Annotated in this window: 15 protein-coding genes and 1 pseudogene; 9 read left to right on the forward strand and 7 right to left on the reverse strand. The window is 41.0% G+C overall.

Annotated features, from left to right (window positions below; all coding sequences use genetic code 11):
• Positions 1-91 precede the first annotated feature (91 nt).
• The 3 genes from LRR81_RS13915 to LRR81_RS13925 all read left to right on the forward strand — a co-directional run bounded on the left by LRR81_RS13915 (position 92) and on the right by LRR81_RS13925 (position 3,797).
• On the forward strand, positions 92-2,176 hold the full coding sequence (locus tag LRR81_RS13915) for a CHAT domain-containing protein (RefSeq protein WP_231789984.1): 2,085 nt from the start codon (positions 92-94) through the stop codon (positions 2,174-2,176).
• Between the two features lie 254 nt (positions 2,177-2,430).
• The gene (locus LRR81_RS13920) at positions 2,431-3,054 is read left to right on the forward strand and encodes an EcsC family protein (RefSeq protein WP_231789985.1); all 624 of its coding nucleotides are present in this window, start codon (positions 2,431-2,433) and stop codon (positions 3,052-3,054) included.
• Between the two features lie 551 nt (positions 3,055-3,605).
• On the forward strand, positions 3,606-3,797 hold the full coding sequence (locus tag LRR81_RS13925) for a hypothetical protein (RefSeq protein ID WP_231789986.1): 192 nt from the start codon (positions 3,606-3,608) through the stop codon (positions 3,795-3,797).
• A 37-nt stretch (positions 3,798-3,834) separates the two neighbouring features.
• On the opposite strand, the pseudogene LRR81_RS21435 reads toward LRR81_RS13925, so the two are convergent.
• Positions 3,835-3,912: pseudogene (locus tag LRR81_RS21435) on the reverse strand (DEAD/DEAH box helicase); the annotation flags it as partial.
• A 234-nt stretch (positions 3,913-4,146) separates the two neighbouring features.
• Here LRR81_RS21435 and LRR81_RS13930 point away from each other — a divergent pair.
• Positions 4,147-4,866 carry a UTRA domain-containing protein gene (locus tag LRR81_RS13930; RefSeq protein ID WP_231789987.1) on the forward strand — a complete coding sequence of 240 codons (720 nt, stop codon included), beginning with the start codon at positions 4,147-4,149 and terminating at the stop codon, positions 4,864-4,866.
• Positions 4,867-4,906: 40 nt separating this feature from the next.
• Here the strand turns inward: LRR81_RS13930 and LRR81_RS13935 are convergent, their stop codons facing one another.
• A complete protein-coding gene (locus tag LRR81_RS13935) occupies positions 4,907-6,634 on the reverse strand; it encodes an amylo-alpha-1,6-glucosidase (RefSeq protein WP_231789988.1) in 1,728 nt (575 codons plus the stop codon).
• A gap of 119 nt (positions 6,635-6,753) precedes the next feature.
• Between LRR81_RS13935 and LRR81_RS13940 the strand changes: the two genes are divergently transcribed.
• The gene (locus LRR81_RS13940; protein ID WP_231789989.1) at positions 6,754-8,169 is read left to right on the forward strand and encodes a PTS transporter subunit EIIC; all 1,416 of its coding nucleotides are present in this window, start codon (positions 6,754-6,756) and stop codon (positions 8,167-8,169) included.
• A 140-nt stretch (positions 8,170-8,309) separates the two neighbouring features.
• Here LRR81_RS13940 and LRR81_RS13945 read toward each other — a convergent pair whose 3' ends face one another.
• Positions 8,310-9,524, reverse strand: a complete 1,215-nt coding sequence (locus LRR81_RS13945) for an MFS transporter (protein WP_231789990.1) — start codon at positions 9,522-9,524, stop codon at positions 8,310-8,312.
• A gap of 131 nt (positions 9,525-9,655) precedes the next feature.
• On the reverse strand, positions 9,656-11,101 hold the full coding sequence (locus LRR81_RS13950) for a DEAD/DEAH box helicase (RefSeq protein ID WP_231789991.1): 1,446 nt from the start codon (positions 11,099-11,101) through the stop codon (positions 9,656-9,658).
• 162 nt (positions 11,102-11,263) lie between these two features.
• Here LRR81_RS13950 and LRR81_RS13955 point away from each other — a divergent pair, with 162 nt between their 5' ends.
• Complete coding sequence (locus tag LRR81_RS13955; RefSeq protein WP_231789992.1) at positions 11,264-12,460, forward strand: class I SAM-dependent rRNA methyltransferase; 1,197 nt, start codon at positions 11,264-11,266, stop codon at positions 12,458-12,460.
• Positions 12,461-12,495: 35 nt separating this feature from the next.
• Here LRR81_RS13955 and LRR81_RS13960 read toward each other — a convergent pair whose 3' ends face one another.
• Positions 12,496-13,320 (reverse strand): TetR family transcriptional regulator, encoded by an 825-nt coding sequence (locus LRR81_RS13960; RefSeq protein WP_231789993.1) that lies wholly within the window; start codon positions 13,318-13,320, stop codon positions 12,496-12,498.
• Between the two features lie 206 nt (positions 13,321-13,526).
• Here LRR81_RS13960 and LRR81_RS13965 point away from each other — a divergent pair, with 206 nt between their 5' ends.
• A complete protein-coding gene (locus LRR81_RS13965; protein WP_231789994.1) occupies positions 13,527-13,910 on the forward strand; it encodes a cupin domain-containing protein in 384 nt (127 codons plus the stop codon).
• 148 nt (positions 13,911-14,058) lie between these two features.
• Here LRR81_RS13965 and LRR81_RS13970 read toward each other — a convergent pair whose 3' ends face one another.
• On the reverse strand, positions 14,059-14,403 hold the full coding sequence (locus LRR81_RS13970) for a hypothetical protein (RefSeq protein ID WP_231789995.1): 345 nt from the start codon (positions 14,401-14,403) through the stop codon (positions 14,059-14,061).
• Positions 14,404-14,563: 160 nt separating this feature from the next.
• On the opposite strand from LRR81_RS13970, the gene LRR81_RS13975 reads away from it, so the two are divergent.
• Positions 14,564-15,772 (forward strand): TerD family protein, encoded by a 1,209-nt coding sequence (locus tag LRR81_RS13975; protein ID WP_231789996.1) that lies wholly within the window; start codon positions 14,564-14,566, stop codon positions 15,770-15,772.
• A 96-nt stretch (positions 15,773-15,868) separates the two neighbouring features.
• Here the strand turns inward: LRR81_RS13975 and LRR81_RS13980 are convergent, their stop codons facing one another.
• Positions 15,869-16,375: a GNAT family N-acetyltransferase gene (locus LRR81_RS13980; RefSeq protein ID WP_231789997.1), complete on the reverse strand. Its 507-nt coding sequence runs from the start codon at positions 16,373-16,375 to the stop codon at positions 15,869-15,871.
• Between the two features lie 208 nt (positions 16,376-16,583).
• Here LRR81_RS13980 and LRR81_RS13985 point away from each other — a divergent pair, with 208 nt between their 5' ends.
• A complete protein-coding gene (locus LRR81_RS13985) occupies positions 16,584-17,939 on the forward strand; it encodes an FAD-binding oxidoreductase (RefSeq protein ID WP_231789998.1) in 1,356 nt (451 codons plus the stop codon).
• Positions 17,940-18,084: the final 145 nt, after the last annotated feature.

Consider the following 18,084-nt stretch of genomic DNA (forward strand, 5'->3'; position numbering starts at 1 on the left):
GTTTATTTTAAGGAATAAATAATCTTAAGTGGCAGGTTCGTTGATTGAGCCGAACCTTACTGGAGTTTAAGAATAGGAGAATCCAGAACTCATGAATATTTCACATATGAAAAGTTTTTATTTGAATTATTATGTGATTTTTAATGCAGAAAAACCATCAGAAAAATATTTGCCTATAACTGACCAGCCGTTTACAAAAATCTATGAGGATGCCATACATGGGTTTGACCCTGAATTACAAAATGTGCTTCCTGCAATTGAGTATTGTTTGCACCTGCCACGGAATGGTTTAGATACTTTGGATTTGCCCCCAAAAGTAATAGAAAAGGGATATGAAGTACCACACAGTATAATTCTTATTCCATCTTATATTTTATCAGAAGTGGCCAAGAGTCCAATGTGGTTAAATTATCCTCCGACACTATTTATTAGTGAAGATGATTTCACCGAAAATGCCGAGAAAATCACTACAAAGTATGAACCACCTTTAGGGCACATTAAGTTGACTGAATTGTCAGATGAAACCTTATCCTATCATTGGGCAACCATTACTAAATTAATGAATAAGCTTGATGGTCGAAACAACCCGCTCAATTCGAAGCCAAAACTTCTACGTGATAAGGCTAAATCTACAATTCCGCTGTCTTATAATGCAAACCAGTTAGGTGCTTTTGATAATATATTTGAATCACTAAAAGAAAATAACTTTTCTAAAAAAGGTGTATTTTTCCAAACCATTCAACTTCATTCGTTGATAAATACAATGGTTTATTTTGAAAAAGAACAAAATTTTTCACCCACTGAAGAAGAGTGGATTAAAGTAAACGACAAACAAAAGTTTCAAACAACAGTTCCCATAGTAATTACTCTTACAGGAACAGCTAATCGCCATAGACCACGTAATACTAAAGACAATAAATTAGAAGATAATGAAAAAAGTGTAGTCGATATACTAGGTATTCACAGAGCTGCAGCTAGGAATGGATATTGGCTTGATGGTGGTTATTTACCTAAGGAGATATTTATTGAATTAAATCAATTAGAATCACATTGTCAGGCAACTAATATATCTAATAAATACGTATGGAATTCTATGAAGAAGATTGGAAAAATCTTATCATCTCATTTGGGAGATGAGGCTTTAAAGATAATAAGCAGAGCTTCTCATATAACAGCATTTACTGATTTTCCAATTGGAATCGCTGTATTACCTGGATACGATGACCCTTTGTGTTGTATAAAACCTATTTCTTATAAATCTCTAACTCCATTAACTCGTGCTCTTCAAATGGAGCTTCCTCGAGTGGGTGAAATTTATATTGGAAAAGGATTTAAAGTTGTGATTGCCGAATGTTTACTACCAGATGACGGTATAAGAAATGCTTCTGATAATGCATGGAAGATGGCGATAGATATGCTGGAGTCTAATCAAAATGTTAATGTATCGTATTCAGAAATAAAGGATATCTTAGAACTGAAAAAATTTCTAGCAACAAATTCCGATGCAGATATTTTGGTCATCTCGGCACATGGATATTATGATGATAAACAAAATGTTTCAGGACTATGGATTGGGAATGAATTATGGTTTGCTACTGATGATGAAATAAAAGTTCCACCTATTGTGGTATTAAGTGCATGTCATGTAGCACCACGTGGCGCTGGAGCGGTAACAGTTACTGATTTGCTTCACCGAAATGGAGCAAAGGCAATCCTCGGCACTTTAATTCCAGTTAATGTCTTTAGGAACGCGGTACTTACAATTAGGCTTTTTGTATATATTTGCGAGGCTTTAAGCGGGCGTGGGAATTTAAGAACTCTTAGTGATGCTTGGAAATGGGTTGTTTCATCAAATGCGGTAAATGAAATATTTGCTTCTTCTAGAAATCTACAGAAGTGGGCCCAAAGTAAAGCAAACGGAGGGTTGAGTGTTATAGAAACTTTTGGCCTTGAAAGGTCAAAAGGACGTTTAAGAACAGGTTTTTTCTATACAGATACAATTAGTATTTTAGGTGAAATGGCTAAAGAAACTGGAGTGCAGAATGAATTTGAATCATTAATTTCTTCACAAGGTGTATTTCCTGAATCTAGCTTCTATGTATGGTCAGGTGTGCCGGAGAATGTAATTTTAACAGAGCCAGTGTTTGAAGAGTATAAAAAGCAATTCGGGTCTTAGTACTTCTGATGGAAAAAACCTCACTTAGACACATCACGGTGAGCCTTATCATAAGTAAAAGAAAAAAGACTAGCTCACAAATATTCATTTTACTAAAATTTTACATTAATACTCCCATTTAATAAATGGGTTTAAAGTAAGCGTTAAGGGTAAGGTTTTTCAATAATTTGGGATATTTATCATTTGTGATAGACTAGAAGCGTTCAAGCTCATAATATCCAAAATTTAATAATTCCATATTAGGGGAGATTATCTTGCCATCAAATAGTTTAACTGAGAGTAAAGTGACTCAAATATTAGATTGGGCATATGAAAAAGCAGTCGATGGATTACCTGGAACCAAAACCGCAGCAGAGCTAGCAGAAAGTTATTTAAAGAAAAGCTCATCAGTTGAAAAAGCGATTGATAACTTAATACGCTGGCAAAATGCTAAGGGAGCAACGAGTGGCTTTCTCTCAGGATTAGGTGGACTTGTTACACTACCTGTTACTATTCCTGCAAATGTTGCATCTGTAATGTACGTGCAAATTAGAATGATTGCTACAATTGCTCATTTGAGAGGGTATGACTTAAAGGATGATCAAGTTAAAACTTTTGTTTTTGTTTGTCTAACAGGGCAAGCTGCTTCGGATATATTAAAGCAGGCAGGAATAAAAATAGGTACATCTATGGCTAAAGAAGCTATTAAAAGAATGCCAGTAGAGATAATAAAAACAATAAATAAAGCTGTTGGTTTTAGGCTTATTACAAAATTTGGACAGAAAGGAATTGTGAATTTAGGAAAGGCTGTACCTCTTGTTGGAGGAGTTATTGGGGGAGCTGTAGATGGTATAGGAACTAATGTAATTGGGAAAACGGCTAAAAAGGTATTTATTTAACAAACAAAGGAAGCTTATTTGGTTTTTGGGAATTATCGTTAACAACTTATTATCATATGATTTATTTAAAATGGATTCATTCCATTTATGGATTCTACTAATGTATCAACTAATTAGTGAAAATAACTAATTGCTACTGATAGTTTTCAAAAGCACTTAGGAGCTTATTGTTCTACAGCTTTGTAACTCTAATATGGATATATGGATGTAAAGTTGATAAAAAATTAACACATCGTAGTAGAAGAGATCAGTAGAGAGGACATTCAGCTTTTTGTTCTTGCTTTTCAGATTATAATGTGGAAATCCTCCTTGATTTCAGAAGGGATTAAATTACACAGGGACGGTCGCTAGGCCCGTCACTTTACTTTTCGTTCCCTTTAATATTCACTCCGTTTCCCGGCAGCCACTTCTCCCTGAAGAGGGGACAGATCCTGACTCTTTTGCAAGGTCAAATAATATGGTATCCTGCGCTGAAAAAAGACTGTAAGGACCTTTTAAAAGAAATCCATAATCTTTGGGCAGTAATCTTTGATCAGAAAGGAGTCAGCACCATGAAGTTTACTAAATCACAAATGAAACAGCTGGTTAAAGACAATAAAGAATTGCAAATGCGTTTAAAAGAGTTGATGGAAGAACATAAGCTAGAGAAAAACTTTGCTCTCAAGGCTTTGTACCATTCAGAAGTTGCCGAAGGAGGAAAGTATCAACTGGCATACCAAGCACTTGACTTGCCTAAAGAGTAGGCAAATTTAACTCACACTGAGTCCTTTGATTACAGGCAATGCGTTTAAACCTTCTCGTAATATCTCCCCGGACTGGAACGGCTAGCTCCCTATTGGGGGTAAGGATTAAGGCCTGTTTATTGGACAGGTTCCTTCACACATAATAAAGGAGATCTCGATTGAAATCGAGATCTCCTTTATTTATACTTCCTATGTTCGAAATACGGGACAATGATCTGTCCCTCGTAAAAGGAAGCACGAGAACCGTCCCTCTGCTTCCAAGAACCATCCCCCCGCTTCCAAAAATATGATACGATCTACATAATAAAAATAAAGCAGCAAACGGTCCAAAGGAACACAGGAGGAATCCATGCCAAAAACAAAATATATAGAGATATATGAAGATTTAAAGCAAAAAATTGAAAAAAACGTTTATGAGTATCAGCAATTGCTTCCATCCGAGAATACGCTTGTGAAAGAATATGATTGCTCGCGGAATACGGTGCGGAGAGCGGTTGGGAATCTTGTGAGTGACGGGTATGTGCAGACGAAGCATGGGCAGGGTGCACGGGTGATTTATCAGGAATTCATTAAGAATGAGTACATGTTTGGGGATACGGAATCGTTCAAAGAGTTTGCGCTTCGAAATCATAAGAAGCATGAAACGAAAGTGATTGTATTTGAAGAGCTGACGGTGGATGAAGCTCTACATCAGCATACGCTGTTTCCAGTCGGTATTGAGGTGTATCATATCAAGCGGGTTCGTCATTTAGAGGGCGAGCCGGTGATTATGGATTATAACTATTTCCGGAAGGATATCGTGAAGGAGCTGACAGTCGAGATCGCGGAGGACTCGATTTATGGGTATCTGTCTAATGAACGAAATGAGAGAGCGGTTACAGCCAAGCGTAAAATGGTGGTGGAACGCACAACAGAGCTGGATGAAAAGTATTTGAAGCTTGATGGATTTAACAGTGTCGTGGTTGTGACGAGTCACATTTTTAATGCAGACGGCATCATGTTTGAGCATACTCAATCAAGGCACACTCCTCAAAATTTTGTCTTTTTTGATAAGACGCAGCGCAGATAAAAAAAGTGTACGAGACGTTCATGCTCGTACACTTTTTCTGTTATTTTGCGAGTTTTCCTGCGAAATGGATAAAAACACTGGAGGTCCATGTATGGGCAAGGTCTCTTAATCCTTCTCCCGTTTCAGCATGGAAGTTTTCCGCAAATCCGCTTTTTTTGCAAAGCTTCAGGAATTTTTGGGCGATTTCTGCGGCCAGCTCCTCTTCACCGCATTCTTCTAAAGCTTCTGCGAAAAGAAGAGTAGTCGGTGCCCAAATCGGCCCTCTCCAGTACGCATCCTCTTCATACAGCGGACTGTCTAGGGCTTCTGAAGCAATGCCCCATTCCGTTAAATACTGCTCGCTGCTCAAGACACTGATCATTTTGGCTTTTGCAGCCTCCGGCAGTTTGTTCGCGAGTATGATGGATATGAGCGGCAGGATGGATTGGCTTTCTATCGCTTTTTGGTCCTTTGTAAAACGAGCGGTTGGCAGGTCATCCACCAGGAAGTAATCACAGAATTTCTCTGTGTATATATTGGCTTCTTTTTCCCAATACTTCTGATCCTGCTGACGGTTCAGCTTTCCAGCAACAACAGCCAGCATGTCCATTGATTTGATCAGGAAGGCTGTTAAATCTGGCGAATCAATGATTTGGGCATCTCTGAAAACGGTGCTGTTATCCTGCCCCGAATCATTGCCGTGATGGTACTCGCAAATGCCGTCCTGATTGTAATCTTTGTATTTAAGATAGAATTGTACATGCTTTTTCATTTGGGAAAATACTGTTTCCAATTGATCATTGGAAAGCGTCATTTTCTCCATCATCTTTAAGACGAATAACCCTTGAACAGGCGGTTTGGAGAAATTCCAGCGGATGGTTGAATCGCTGATTGAGCCGGGAATTTGTCCCTTATCATCTTGATGATCGAACAGCAGCTGAATTTGATCCCAGGCGAGTTCATCGTCAACCCCTGCCAGAGCAAGCGCGTTGAAGGCATTGTCCCAGCTCCATACACCAGGGAAATTCGCATTCGACATATACATGGCTTTTCTTTTCAGAAGACCCTGTGCATTGACGATGCAGGACCAGTTTAAGTAAGCGGCTTCTCTCAAGGTTTGCTCGTATCCTGCCGGAACTGGCGGCTGCGTGGATAAAAACTCCTGAAAATGCAGCGTGCTTTTCTCCAGTGCCGCTTCAAAAGAGTAGTCTCTTTTTTCCGGAACACCTCCATTGGTTGGCACATCTTCAATGACACATAAAAAGCTTTCACAATCATGATTGGCAGCTATTCTTATGCTCGACAGATTATTTGCCTTACCCATACTCCCTACTGGATCCATCGATACATCCTGCTGCAGGCTTACAGAGCCGTTTGGTGCGAAAATCATGTATTTGGTTAAATTTTTGTAGCTGTTCACAATACAGAATTCTTCGCCGGTATTTCCTAATAGATAGTTATATTCAAAGTTGAAGACGGGCTGGGTATCAAGGGTAAGCACAACATTTTCACCGCTGCCTTTTACAAAAATTCTCTCCGAATCTTCAAAGCACAGCTGCAGCTCTCCGCCATCAAAGGTAAGAGAGATGTGAAATTCATCAGCTTTATAAGTATATTCAACAGGAATCCCGTTTACTGTAGGGATGATTTTGAGGGCATTCTGATGGTGCTTCGATTTTCCCCGAACTGAATTAATATAAATCCCATTTTTTTGAGTGGTTTCACTCTCCTGGAAAGTGAGTGCCATGTAAGAACCAAAGTGGCTCATCGGCGTGACGCGAATATCCAACCTTCAACACTCCATTTCATAATTATCTTGACATACTGTCATAACAATTTATACTTTACTATATCGAACTTGTTTAAACAAGTTAAAAATGAAAGCGATTTATAGAGGAGGCTTTGATAATGGGATTCAAAGAAAATGTTGCTGATTTAATAAAAAATATCGGCGGAGGGGAAAATGTCAGCAATGCATCGCATTGTGTCACCCGGCTTCGTTTGATTTTGAAAGATGAAAGTTTAGTTAATACAGAAGCACTAGAAGCAAATGAACTTGTGAAGGGAACGTTCAAAGCAAGCGGACAGTTTCAGGTGATCATTGGTCCGGGCTTAGTTGAAAAGGTTTACAACGAGTTTGTTGCTCAAACCGGCGCAGATGAAGTGTCAAAGGATGATATGAAAAAAATTACCGCCGAAAAAGGAAATGTCCTTCAAAAGATTGTAAGGGTTCTCGCGGATATTTTTATCCCGATTTTGCCCGCAATTGTCGCGGCAGGTCTGCTTTTAGGATTAAATAACCTGCTTGCCAATCCCGGTATATTTTTCGATAAAAAATCCCTGCTGGATGTGTACACGGGCTGGACAGGCTTTGCTGAGTTTATTAATGTCATTGCGAATACAGCGTTTACATTTCTTCCTGTCCTCATAGCCTGGTCTGCTTCAAGGAAGTTTGGGGGAAGTCCGCTGCTGGGGATTGTATTGGGACTCTTGCTGGTCCATCCTTCTTTGATGTCTGCTTATGATTACGCGGGAAATCCAGGGGATGTTAAGTATTGGAACCTGTTTGGCTGGAACATTGCGAAAATCGGCTATCAAGGGCAGGTGCTCCCGGTTATTCTGGCAGCATGGATCTTAATGTGGTCGGAAAAACAGCTGAAGCGTTTCATTCCGGATAATTTCCAAATGCTATTTGTGGCACCGCTTGCATTGGTTTTTACGGGTCTTTTAACGTTTGGAATTGTTGGACCGATTACCATGACAGGCTCCACCTGGATAACAGACGGAATTTTATATCTCTTCAAAGTTTCTCCTGCATTTGCCGGGGCTGTCTATGGTCTTATCTCAGGGCCGTTAGTCATCACAGGAATGCACCATATTTTCCTTGGCGTTAACCTGCAAATGGCCGGTACACTGGGCTATGTCACATTATGGCCGATCGGCGAAACAGTGACACTGGCCCAAGGTGCTGCCGCACTGACGATGTTCTTTATTATTAAGCAAAATAAAAAGCTGAAGGGTGTGTCCCTAACGGCAACCTTATCTGCATGGCTCGGAGTAACGGAGCCTGCGATTTACGGGATTAACCTTCGATTCAGATATCCATTCATCGCCGTCATGATCGGAAGCGCAGTGGGCAGTGCGTTCCTTGCAGCTCAAGGAGTAAAAGCTGCATCTGTGGGGGTAGGAGGCGTCTTGTCATTCCTATCAGTCTTTCCGAAGTACTGGAGCTCCTACTTCACCGGCATGGGGATCACATTCGTCATAACCGTTGGATTAACGTTTTTGTTCTTTAAGAGCAAGTTATTTAAAACGGAAGCATAGGGACGGTTCTGGTGCTTCCTTCTAAAAGGGATGCATGGGGACGGTTCTGATGCTTCCTGCCATAAAAGGATGGGTACCATAAACCAAAAAAGAAGTACCAAAGAACCAACAAAGGTTCTTGGTACTTCTTTTTAATTTCTTCAAGACATCCGCAGCTTCTCTCTCCTGCTAACAGCTTTCTCCTTCTGATCCATCCGATAACTCACAAAAGTCAGCAAACTCGCAGCAACCGCCACTAATCCCCCAACCCAAGTCACATTCATTAAATCCCCTTGATGGTAAACAATTCCGCCTACCGCAGAACCAAACGCAATCCCGACGTTGCTTGCGACGGGCATAAGTGAAGCTGCCAAGCCTGTGGCTTTCGGCTGATAGATACCAGCAAGGTCTATTAGATAAAGCTGAGTGGATGTGGTCAACAGGATGGCCATCAATGACATCAGGCCGATGTTGATCAATCCTAAAATGAGACTATTTGTCGTCCAATATAAACCTATAAGAACAATAGCTTGGACAAGAAAAACGAACCGGAGCCGCCCGATCGCGTTGTGGCTGGCGATCTTGCCGGCAAGTATGTTGCTGAAGATCGAGATAAAACCGTAGCCAAATAGGATAAGACTAATGGCGCTCTCCGGCGCTGTCATTTCTTTCAGGAGTGGAACAAGGTAGGTGAACACGACATAGGTTGCTCCGAATCCAAGAGAAGGTATGAAAAAGGCCATTAGGATTCTCGGGTGTCCCAGCAAAGAAAATTGGTCACGAATAGAGCTCCGGGATTGGCTTTGCAAATTAGGTAAAATGAAAAAGGAAGCTAAGAAAGCAATTCCTCCGAGGAACGTGGTTAACAGGAACGTTGCATTCCAGTTAAACCAAGCCGCAATGACCGTTCCAATTGGGACACCAATGACGTTTGCAAGCGTAAAGCCGCCAAAAACAAATGAGATGGCAAGGCTCCTTTTGGCAGCCGGCATGGTTTCATTGGCCACCATCATGGCAAGTGAGATTAAAACGCCTGTTACAATCGCTGTCAGCATGCGAAGTACAAGAAGCAGCATGTAGCTTGATGAAATAACGCAAAACGCGTTCAGAACAATGAAAGCTCCGATCAAGAACAGCATCCATTTGCGCTTTGGGAAATGGCTGGTTATGGACATGACGATTGGTGTCGCAATGGCAAACGTTATCGCAAAGGCAGAAACAAGCGTGCCTGCTTTGGAATTGGTTATATGAAGACTGGAAGATATATCAGTTAAGATCCCGACGATCACAAATTCGCTTGTGCCGAGAACAAATGTTAATAATGCGAGTGAAAAGATGAGCAGCCAGTGCCGCCTGGTTAATTCTACGGTGTTCATAAATACCTCTTTTCTTGGATGAAAAAGTGTGTTCAAATCAGATTTAACTATATTACCATAACACATTTTTACATTTCAAAAAAAGAATGCCCTTGACTCCCGAATTTACAGGAGCAAGAGCATCCACAAATTTATTTAATTGCTTTGCTAACCTTCAGCTTCTTCCCTTTAATCGTCGCATTTTCCATAGCCTGCAGCACGAGTGAGCCTTTTCCATTAAGAATATCAACATACGACATGTGATCCTGTATCGTGATAATGCCGATATCATCTGCTGTGACGCCTGGGATTTTGGCGATTGTTCCAACAAAATCGACAGCGCGGATTTTCTTCTTTTTCCCGCCACTGAAGTGAAGTTTCATAATATCTTGGTTGATACGGGCTGTTTTGTTGTTTTTAACAACACGCCTGCCGCCAAGCTTTTCTTCGAAGGCAGCTTTTTTACGAGCCACTTCACGATTTGTGGGAGCTTCAGTCATTGGGATTTCAAAGCCAATGTAGTTCTCAATGGCTTTTAAGAATTTCCCTTCAAAAGGTGTCGAAAACGTAATGGCCTTTCCTTTGTTTCCGGCACGGCCGGTTCTCCCAGTTCTATGCACATAGCTTTCTCTTTCCATAGGAACGTCATAGTTGATCACAAGTGTCACATTATCAATATCAATCCCTCTGGCAGCTACATCAGTGGCCACGAGATAGCGGAAGTTCCCCATTTTGAAACCTTCCATAACGGCAAACCGGTCTTCTTGTTCCAGTCCGCCATGCAGTCTTTCACATGGGTATTCTGCTGCTTCCAGTTCTCTGTAAACAGTATCAACGTTTTCCTTGGTTCTGCAGAAGATGAGGCAGCTGTCCGGGTTTTCTGTAACCGTAACGTTTTTAAGAAGTGAAATCTTTTCTTCTTCTTTTACTTGTATTAAAAGATGTTCAATCGTATCAGCTGTTTTTCCAGTTGATTCAATCTCAATGTGAGTGGGATCTTTCATATATTTATGGCAGAGATTCTCCACATCATTAGGCAAGGTAGCCGAAAAGACCATCGTCACCCTGTCTGAAGGAAGCTTTTTGATAATCGCTTCTACTTCCTCGATAAATCCTCTATTCAGCATCTCATCCGTTTCATCTATGATAAGATATTTTACTTGATCTAAAGCAAGGGTTTCCCGCTCAATATGATCCATAAGCCGGCCTGGTGTACCAACGACGACATGAGTTTTTTGCTTCAATTCTTCCTTTTGCTTCGAAAAAGGTTCTTTTCCATATACGGCCACCGCTTTAATGCGCTTGAACCTACCGATATTTGTGATATCTTCTCTCACCTGAACGGCAAGCTCTCTAGTAGGAGTAAGAATGATTGCCTGCGGCTTTTTTTCTTCCCACTGAACCAATTCACATACCGGAATACCAAAGGCAGCCGTCTTGCCGCTTCCCGTTTGAGATTTTACAACAAGATCCTTATTTTCCAATGCTAATGGAAGCACCTTACTCTGAACCTCTGTTGGCGTTTCGTACTTTAACACTGCTAATGCTCTTTGTATTTCATCACTTACTTGATAATCTGCAAAACTTCTATTCGTCATTTCTTAACCTCGTTTTTTGTTTTTCCGACATGTATGGTTTATTATACGTTATATATGTGAGGAAGCACAGGGAAGCATGGGGACGGTTCTTATGCTTCCTGGCAAAAAATGAAGCACGAGAACCGTCCCCATGCTTCAATAAATTTTTGTTAGGATGACACGATGAAAAAAGAGATGAATTTTACTGTTAAGGGCAAGTTTGCATCTAAATATAAGAGCGGTTATCCGCTAATCTCAAAGGAAGCCATTGTTAAACTGAACGATTCTATTGAAGAAGGAACCATTATCCGCCTTGTTGATGAAAAGAATCAATTTATTGCAAAAGGCTATTTTGGCAAGCAGAATAAGGGCTTTGGATGGGTACTGAGCAGAGATGAGAAGGAACAGATTGATCAAGAATTTTTTAAGGAAAAATTGAGAGCTGCGATTGACTATAGAAAGCCATTTTTTAATAGCCAGGATACGAACGCCTTCAGAGTCGTAAACGGTGAAGGCGATGGGTTAGGCGGATTAACGATCGAGTATTTCGATGGCTACTATTTAATCAACTGGTACAGCATAGGAATTTACAAATTTCGGGAGCTTATTATTAATGCTCTGAAGGAATTGGTAGAGTTTAAAGCCATTTATCAAAAGAAACGGTTTGATGTGAGCGGGAAATACATCGAAGAAGATGATTTCGTAGCGGGAGAAAGAGGAACCTTCCCAATAATCGTAAAGGAAAATGGCGTCAATTTCGCAGTTTATTTAAATGAAGGGGCAATGGTTGGTGTCTTTTTAGATCAGCGGGAAGTTAGAAAAAGAATTCGGGATGCTTATGCAGAAGGAAAGCACATCCTGAACACCTTTTCTTACACAGGGGCATTTTCCGTGTTTGGTGCCGTTGGCGGTGCAGCAAAGACGACAAGTGTTGATTTAGCCAATCGAAGCATGAGCAAAACGATTGAGCAGTTTAGCGTGAACGGCCTGGATTATGAAGCACAGGATATCATTGTCGAAGACGTGTTCCGTTATTTTAAGTATGCAGTGAAAAAGGAGCTGACGTTTGATATGGTGATCCTGGATCCGCCAAGCTTCGCCAGATCAAAAAAAATGGTATTCAGCGCAGAAAAGGACTACAAAGATCTTTTGAAAGAAACAATTGCTATTACAAAAGATGAGGGGATCATTGTCGCCTCTACTAATTCCAGCGCGTTTAACATGAAGAAATTTAAAGGCTTTATTGATCAAGCATTTAAAGAAAGCAGCAGGAAATATCAGCTGGTCGAGGAATTCTCCCTGCCAAAAGACTTTAAAACGATAAAAGAATTTCCAGAGGGCAGCTATTTGAAGGTTGTGTTTATTAAGAAGCTGGCTTAGAAAAAATCCTCTTGAAAAAGAGGATTTTTTTGTATCTAATATTCAGTTTCTCCCTGGTTTACAATCCTATAAACCCTTATCTGATGCTCATGCATAGAGATAAAATGATTGGCCTCCCTTGTAGCTAATCCTCTTACTCTGCCTGGAATTTCTCCTATAATCTCAGGCTTACTTTTGCCTATTTTCCAGCAGTATAGCTCACCTTCAGAATGGTAAGGTTCGTAAAAGTAAGCATAAAATCCTCTTACACAAATCGCATTGGAGCCATGCAAAACCTCAGGCACTTCATATGATATTAGCGTTTTTTCAACTGGATTTACACAAATCAAAGGAAAATCTGTATAAGGGAAAAGCCATAATAAAGAAGAGCCAGCTTTGCCTATTGCGTAACATTCCGCAATAGGTGGCCCATCTATTAATTCGCTATGGTATTTAAATTCGGGAGTACCGTCATAGGAGAAAAGCACAAGCCCTTCAGTCGATATTCCGCTGCCAAAAACCCCTTCGTCAAAATAACTGATCCAAATACCCTCTTCACTTGCCACAATATCCTGAATACCATCCCCGCCGTTAAAGGAGTTTTGAATTTCACCATTTGTATTTAAAATATGCAGATTCTTTCTTGTCCCATCATTTCGGGTGTCTGCTATGAGGAAATGGGTGGAGTCGATCCATCTAATTAAAGGATAATCACAATGAATATCAAGGCTTAACTGCCTGTCGCCAATTTGAATGATGAGTTTTTTGTTTTTTTCAATTACTGCCAGTAACCCGTAATTGTCGTTCCAATCACAATCTATTAATTCGCTATTGGTTTCACTTTGCGGGATTGAGTATAAAACAGTTTCGATCATGTCCATGCAGCTGCCTCCGTGCCGTCAGTATAATGCAAATTACAAGTATAAACTCATTTTTTAAGAAGATTCCCTTTTGGTAAAGGGTCTTTAAAGAATCTAACAAGACAATTATAAATAGTTTACCTGTTAATAACAAAATTTGCACCGCTTTACCCCATTAGATATGATTGGGTAAAGGTGTGTTTTTTTAATAAGAGAGGGGCATAGGGATGGAAAATCAAAAGAATTACAACTACAATCAGCAAATGGATATTAAGTTTGATTATCTTGAAAAAATCACCATAAAGGATATTGTTCGGGACAATACGGACAAATGGTTCAATCAATCACTATGTGAAGTAAATTCCTCCGTTTTGCGGCTCGGTATCTTTGAGGGCGAATACCATATGCACAAACACGATAATGACGATGAAGTCTTCTTTGTATTAGAGGGCTCCATAATTTTGGAAACAGAAAAAGGCAGCTTTGAACTTGGCCAATATGAAGGAACTTGTGTGCCAAAAGGCACCATGCACAGACCGGTCGTACCGCAAGGCAAGGCTGTAGTATTGATGATTGAAAATAAAGGAATCGATCCTATTGGTACAGTATAGTCCGCTTTAGGAATAGAAGCATATGAGGAAGAATGCTTAATAAGGCTTATTAAACCTCATCCTATGATGAGGTTTTTCAATATATACTCCATCAGTATAGAAAAGCGAGATGACATAAAATGAGAATTTTTGATGCCTATCTGCCTTTTTAATAGTCTTTCCGTCGCTTTTTCCTTGGCACCCAGTGAATAATCTCCTCCTTTAACTCCTCAAAGGCTAATAAGTACTGATAGATTTCATATGAAAAAACTCCATCGCTCCCAGCGAGCCTCGCGTACTCGTCATATTCATCCAATACGCTCTCAATACCTTCCACTAGCTCTTTTTTCTTAGCTGATTCATATTCCAAAAGCTCATCCTTGCCATTGTGCACCCAGTGTGAATACTCATAACGAATGACTTCATAGTCATAAATAAAAAGGGTGGTTATAATCGTCTGGGTGATGCTTGTATTTTTCATAGCAATCATCAGAGCAAAAAACAATTCCATCACTATTAACCCTTCTATCCAATTTTGGCTTCTTGCGTCAAATTTTGCATCGTTTCACTTTGCATCCCCTCCATACTAAACATGCATACGGCTTTTTCATTTCTCTACGGAACCCTTTAAAAGGTATATAATGGTTTTAATAGAAAAATAGGGAGGGGCTAAAATGAACCAATTGCTTCAAATGGGAGCGAATACAGCGTTAAGTTCCCCTAAAGGAACGGTTACGGTTAGCTATGATCAGTCAAATTTAATTGATATTTCCTTAACGGCATTCCTTTTAACAGATGAGGAAAAAGTGCAGGGGGACAGCGGGATTATCTTTTATAATCAGCCGGAAAGCGCTACTGGTGCTGCTTCTCTTATGCCTTCTGAGAACATAGGCCATACAAAAGTACATAGCATTCATTTTGACATGAGCAAATTGCCTTCTGGCATTGCTAAACTGGCGATCACTCTTACGGAGGATAATCACTCGGGGTTTTCGAATGTTAGAAATTTAAAAGCGCAGATCAGTTCCGGCGGTACGGTTCTCGAATTTGTCCCTTCCAGTTTCAAAAATGAAAATGGAATTGTCGTGTTGGAGGTCTATGTAAGAAATGGCCAGACAAAGGCCAAGTCCATTTGGAGGGGATTTGACTCAGGACTTGATGGTTTATGCAGAAATTACGGTGTTGAAGTTGAAGCTGATGAGGAAAGCAAGCCTTCAGAGCCTGAACCTATTCAGCCGCCACCCGGGGAATCAGCAGCAAAGAGCAATAGCATCAACCTTGAAAAGGTACAGGGCAAGATCAATCTCGATAAAGGCCAAAAGCCTGTGATCATTGAAAAAACACCGGAAATTACGGCGACAGTATCCTGGAAGACCGGGACAGATTACGACATTTATGCTTTAGTTTATACAAAGAAAGGCAAGCAGATTGACGTTGCGATGTTCGGGGCAAAAGGAACTCCTCCGCTCAGAAACTATGGACATGGGGCAGTGGAACATATGGGGGATGTGGGGAGAGATAACCGGGCAACGAAGACAGAAATTATCAAATTGCGGTTAAATGATGATATTCTCGCTGTTGTTCCTGTAGTTTACTCTGCTCAGTCAAATGGAACAGGCTCTTTTTACCGATACAGAGTGTCCATGAGTATAGACAATCATAATGGAACCTCTGTTACGATTTCCTCTAAAAATGCCAATAACAACGATAGAATCTATACGTGTGTGCCTGGAATCCTTCAAAACACGGAGGATGGTGTGATGATCAGTCCACTGGAGCTGTATAGTGCGCCGAACTCCGAATTCAGGCCGAAGCTTCAGATGGGGGCTTCCGGTATGGTGGAAGTGATGATGGATGCTGGGCCTTTGAATAATTATAAGTAGATCAAAAAGTTGACCTGATAAATAAACGGCGCTTCCTGTTTGTTATTAATGGAAGCTTAGCGTCTAACAACTCTGGTTTTGAACCAGGGTTGTTTTTTACTCCTTTTTTAATACCCAATTAACAAGCCCTTGACAGAATCCTGTTTTCTGCATTCCAAGCTTCTCCATAACGCGTATAGAAGGGGCATTACTGCTGGAAGGAGCTGCAGTGACAGATTTTACGTCAGAAAACTCAAATGACCACTTTATCAAGGCCCGGGCAATTTCAGTTGCAAAACCTCGTCTTTGATAGGCTGGTACAATGCCGTATCCAATTTCAATGCTTCCATTAACGTCTGGAGGACTAAGGAATCCTGCACATCCAATAATTGCAGCATCCTCCTGATGAATGACAAGGCCTCCATACCAATGGGCATCGTTTCCTTTTTGCAGTGACTCTAATAGAAAAGGAAATAAATCTTTGCGTTCATCCTCATTTGGAAAGCCTTCTCCAATATAGAGCCCTAAATCAATAGACAGTTGCTGCGGATCGTGAATCGCTTGCTGCAATAACTTACTATTCCAAGTGTGCAATCGAAGATTTTCTGTAGTAATTTCTTTCATTTAAGTCCTCCTCAATGGTCCCTGAGAGGACCGTTTGCCTTTATTTATTCATTCGAAATCATCAAAGGGATCTCCTCTAAAAATATCCTTTTCTTCCCATCAATTTTCAGTTCGTGATAACCATAATATCTCCTCTCCCAAAACCCACACCCCCTCCCGCCGCCAAAAATACAATAATCACTAACAAGTATCTGCAGAGGTGGAGAGTGTGAATTTAGATTCAGCATTTTTAAAAGGTCTAACAGGCGAAGTCGTAACCCCCCTTAACCCGGTTTATAACAGCGCCCGTCAGGAGTGGAACCGCGCCATCAATAAATTCCCGCTCGTGATTGTGTATTGCGAAAGCAAGCAGGATGTCATAAATGCGGTGCTCTGGGCTCAAAAGCATAAGGTGAGCATCCGCATCAGGTCTGGCGGACACCATTATGAGGGGTATTCGACGGGGAATTTTGTGCTGGTTATTGATATCAGCCGCTTGAATGCACTGAAATTGGACAAGAGCCGCAATATTTTGCAGATGGAAGCAGGAGCAAAGAATACAGAAGTATATGATCTTATTGGTTCAAATGGTTATGTTTTTCCGGGAGGCACGTGCCCGACTGTAGGTGTGTCAGGTTTTACGCTTGGCGGAGGCTGGGGATACTCGAGCCGGCTTTATGGATTGGGCTGTGACAATTTATTGGAGCTTGAGTTGGTGAATTATCAGGGAAGGCTGATTAAGGCAAACCGGTACCACAATTCTGATCTTTTTTGGGCTTGCCGGGGTGCTGGCGGCGGCAACTTTGGCGTTGTGGTCAGCATGACGTTTCAGCTGCCGGAGCCTGCTGCCGTCCGCGTCACACTTGTCAGGTTCTCTTATGCAGTCACGACAAAGGAAAAACAGGCAAAGGTGATGGATATTTGGCAAAATTGGCTGCCTGGACTGGATAAGAGGCTGACCTTATCCGTAAGTTTTTACAATGAGGAAGAAGAAGGTCTGGGGATCTTTGGATCTGGTTTCTTCTATGGTTCCGCAGAAGAGGCCAGGCAGCTGCTGCAGCCATTTGCAGCGGTAAAAGGGTTTCAGGCAGATCTCCAGGAATCTTCATTTCTTGAAGCAGTAAAAAAAGTGGAAGCCGCTTATCCCCCATTTGAAAAATTCAAATCAACAGGCAGGTTTGCCGGGAGGAGCTATTCACCTGTTGAGCTTAATCACATTGCACAACTTGTGCAAAATCCGGCAGACGGTTCCGTCTATGCCGCTGTTACGTTTTATGCCCTTGGAGGCGAGATCGCAAGCGTCGGCAAACGGGAGAAAGCCTTTTACTACAGAGATGCCCGATATATTTTCGGCATTCAATCTGTTTGGACAGAGGACGCCTTCGCAGAGGAAAATAGAAAATGGGTCCGCGAGCGGTTCGAATATATAAAGAGCATTACGGAAGGCTCCTATGTGAACTTTCCGATCAGTAACCTTAAAAACTATGAGCGCGAGTATTTTGGCGCCAACGCCGAGAGACTGAACAGGGTGAACGGGAAGTACGATCCGTTTTTTGTGTTCAGGTTTCCGCAGAGTTTGAGATAAGCATGGGGGATGTTCCCTGTGCTTTTTTGACATGGATAAAGTAACGGGCTGCTTAAATTTTTTAATAGAATAAGCCAGCTTCCTAACTTCTCACTCCTGTTTCATGTTAAATTTTAATAGACCATATTTTTCATAGATCGGCAAA

This window comes from Metabacillus kandeliae (assembly GCF_021166585.1).
Taxonomy (GTDB): Bacteria; Bacillota; Bacilli; order Bacillales; family Bacillaceae; genus Metabacillus_B; species Metabacillus_B kandeliae.

Bases quoted from the DNA above. Each gene is read 5' to 3' on its own strand.
- LRR81_RS13965 (WP_231789994.1), top strand. From the start codon at position 13,527: ATGGAAAATCAAAAGAATTACAACTACAATCAGCAAATGGATATTAAG.
- LRR81_RS13960 (WP_231789993.1), bottom strand. From the start codon at position 13,320: ATGGACATGATCGAAACTGTTTTATACTCAATCCCGCAAAGTGAAACC.
- LRR81_RS13925 (WP_231789986.1), top strand. From the start codon at position 3,606: ATGAAGTTTACTAAATCACAAATGAAACAGCTGGTTAAAGACAATAAA.
- LRR81_RS13945 (WP_231789990.1), bottom strand. From the start codon at position 9,524: ATGAACACCGTAGAATTAACCAGGCGGCACTGGCTGCTCATCTTTTCA.
- LRR81_RS13915 (WP_231789984.1), top strand. From the start codon at position 92: ATGAATATTTCACATATGAAAAGTTTTTATTTGAATTATTATGTGATT.
- LRR81_RS13940 (WP_231789989.1), top strand. From the start codon at position 6,754: ATGGGATTCAAAGAAAATGTTGCTGATTTAATAAAAAATATCGGCGGA.
- LRR81_RS13975 (WP_231789996.1), top strand. From the start codon at position 14,564: ATGAACCAATTGCTTCAAATGGGAGCGAATACAGCGTTAAGTTCCCCT.
- LRR81_RS13980 (WP_231789997.1), bottom strand. From the start codon at position 16,375: ATGAAAGAAATTACTACAGAAAATCTTCGATTGCACACTTGGAATAGT.
- LRR81_RS13950 (WP_231789991.1), bottom strand. From the start codon at position 11,101: ATGACGAATAGAAGTTTTGCAGATTATCAAGTAAGTGATGAAATACAA.
- LRR81_RS13955 (WP_231789992.1), top strand. From the start codon at position 11,264: ATGAAAAAAGAGATGAATTTTACTGTTAAGGGCAAGTTTGCATCTAAA.
- LRR81_RS13930 (WP_231789987.1), top strand. From the start codon at position 4,147: ATGCCAAAAACAAAATATATAGAGATATATGAAGATTTAAAGCAAAAA.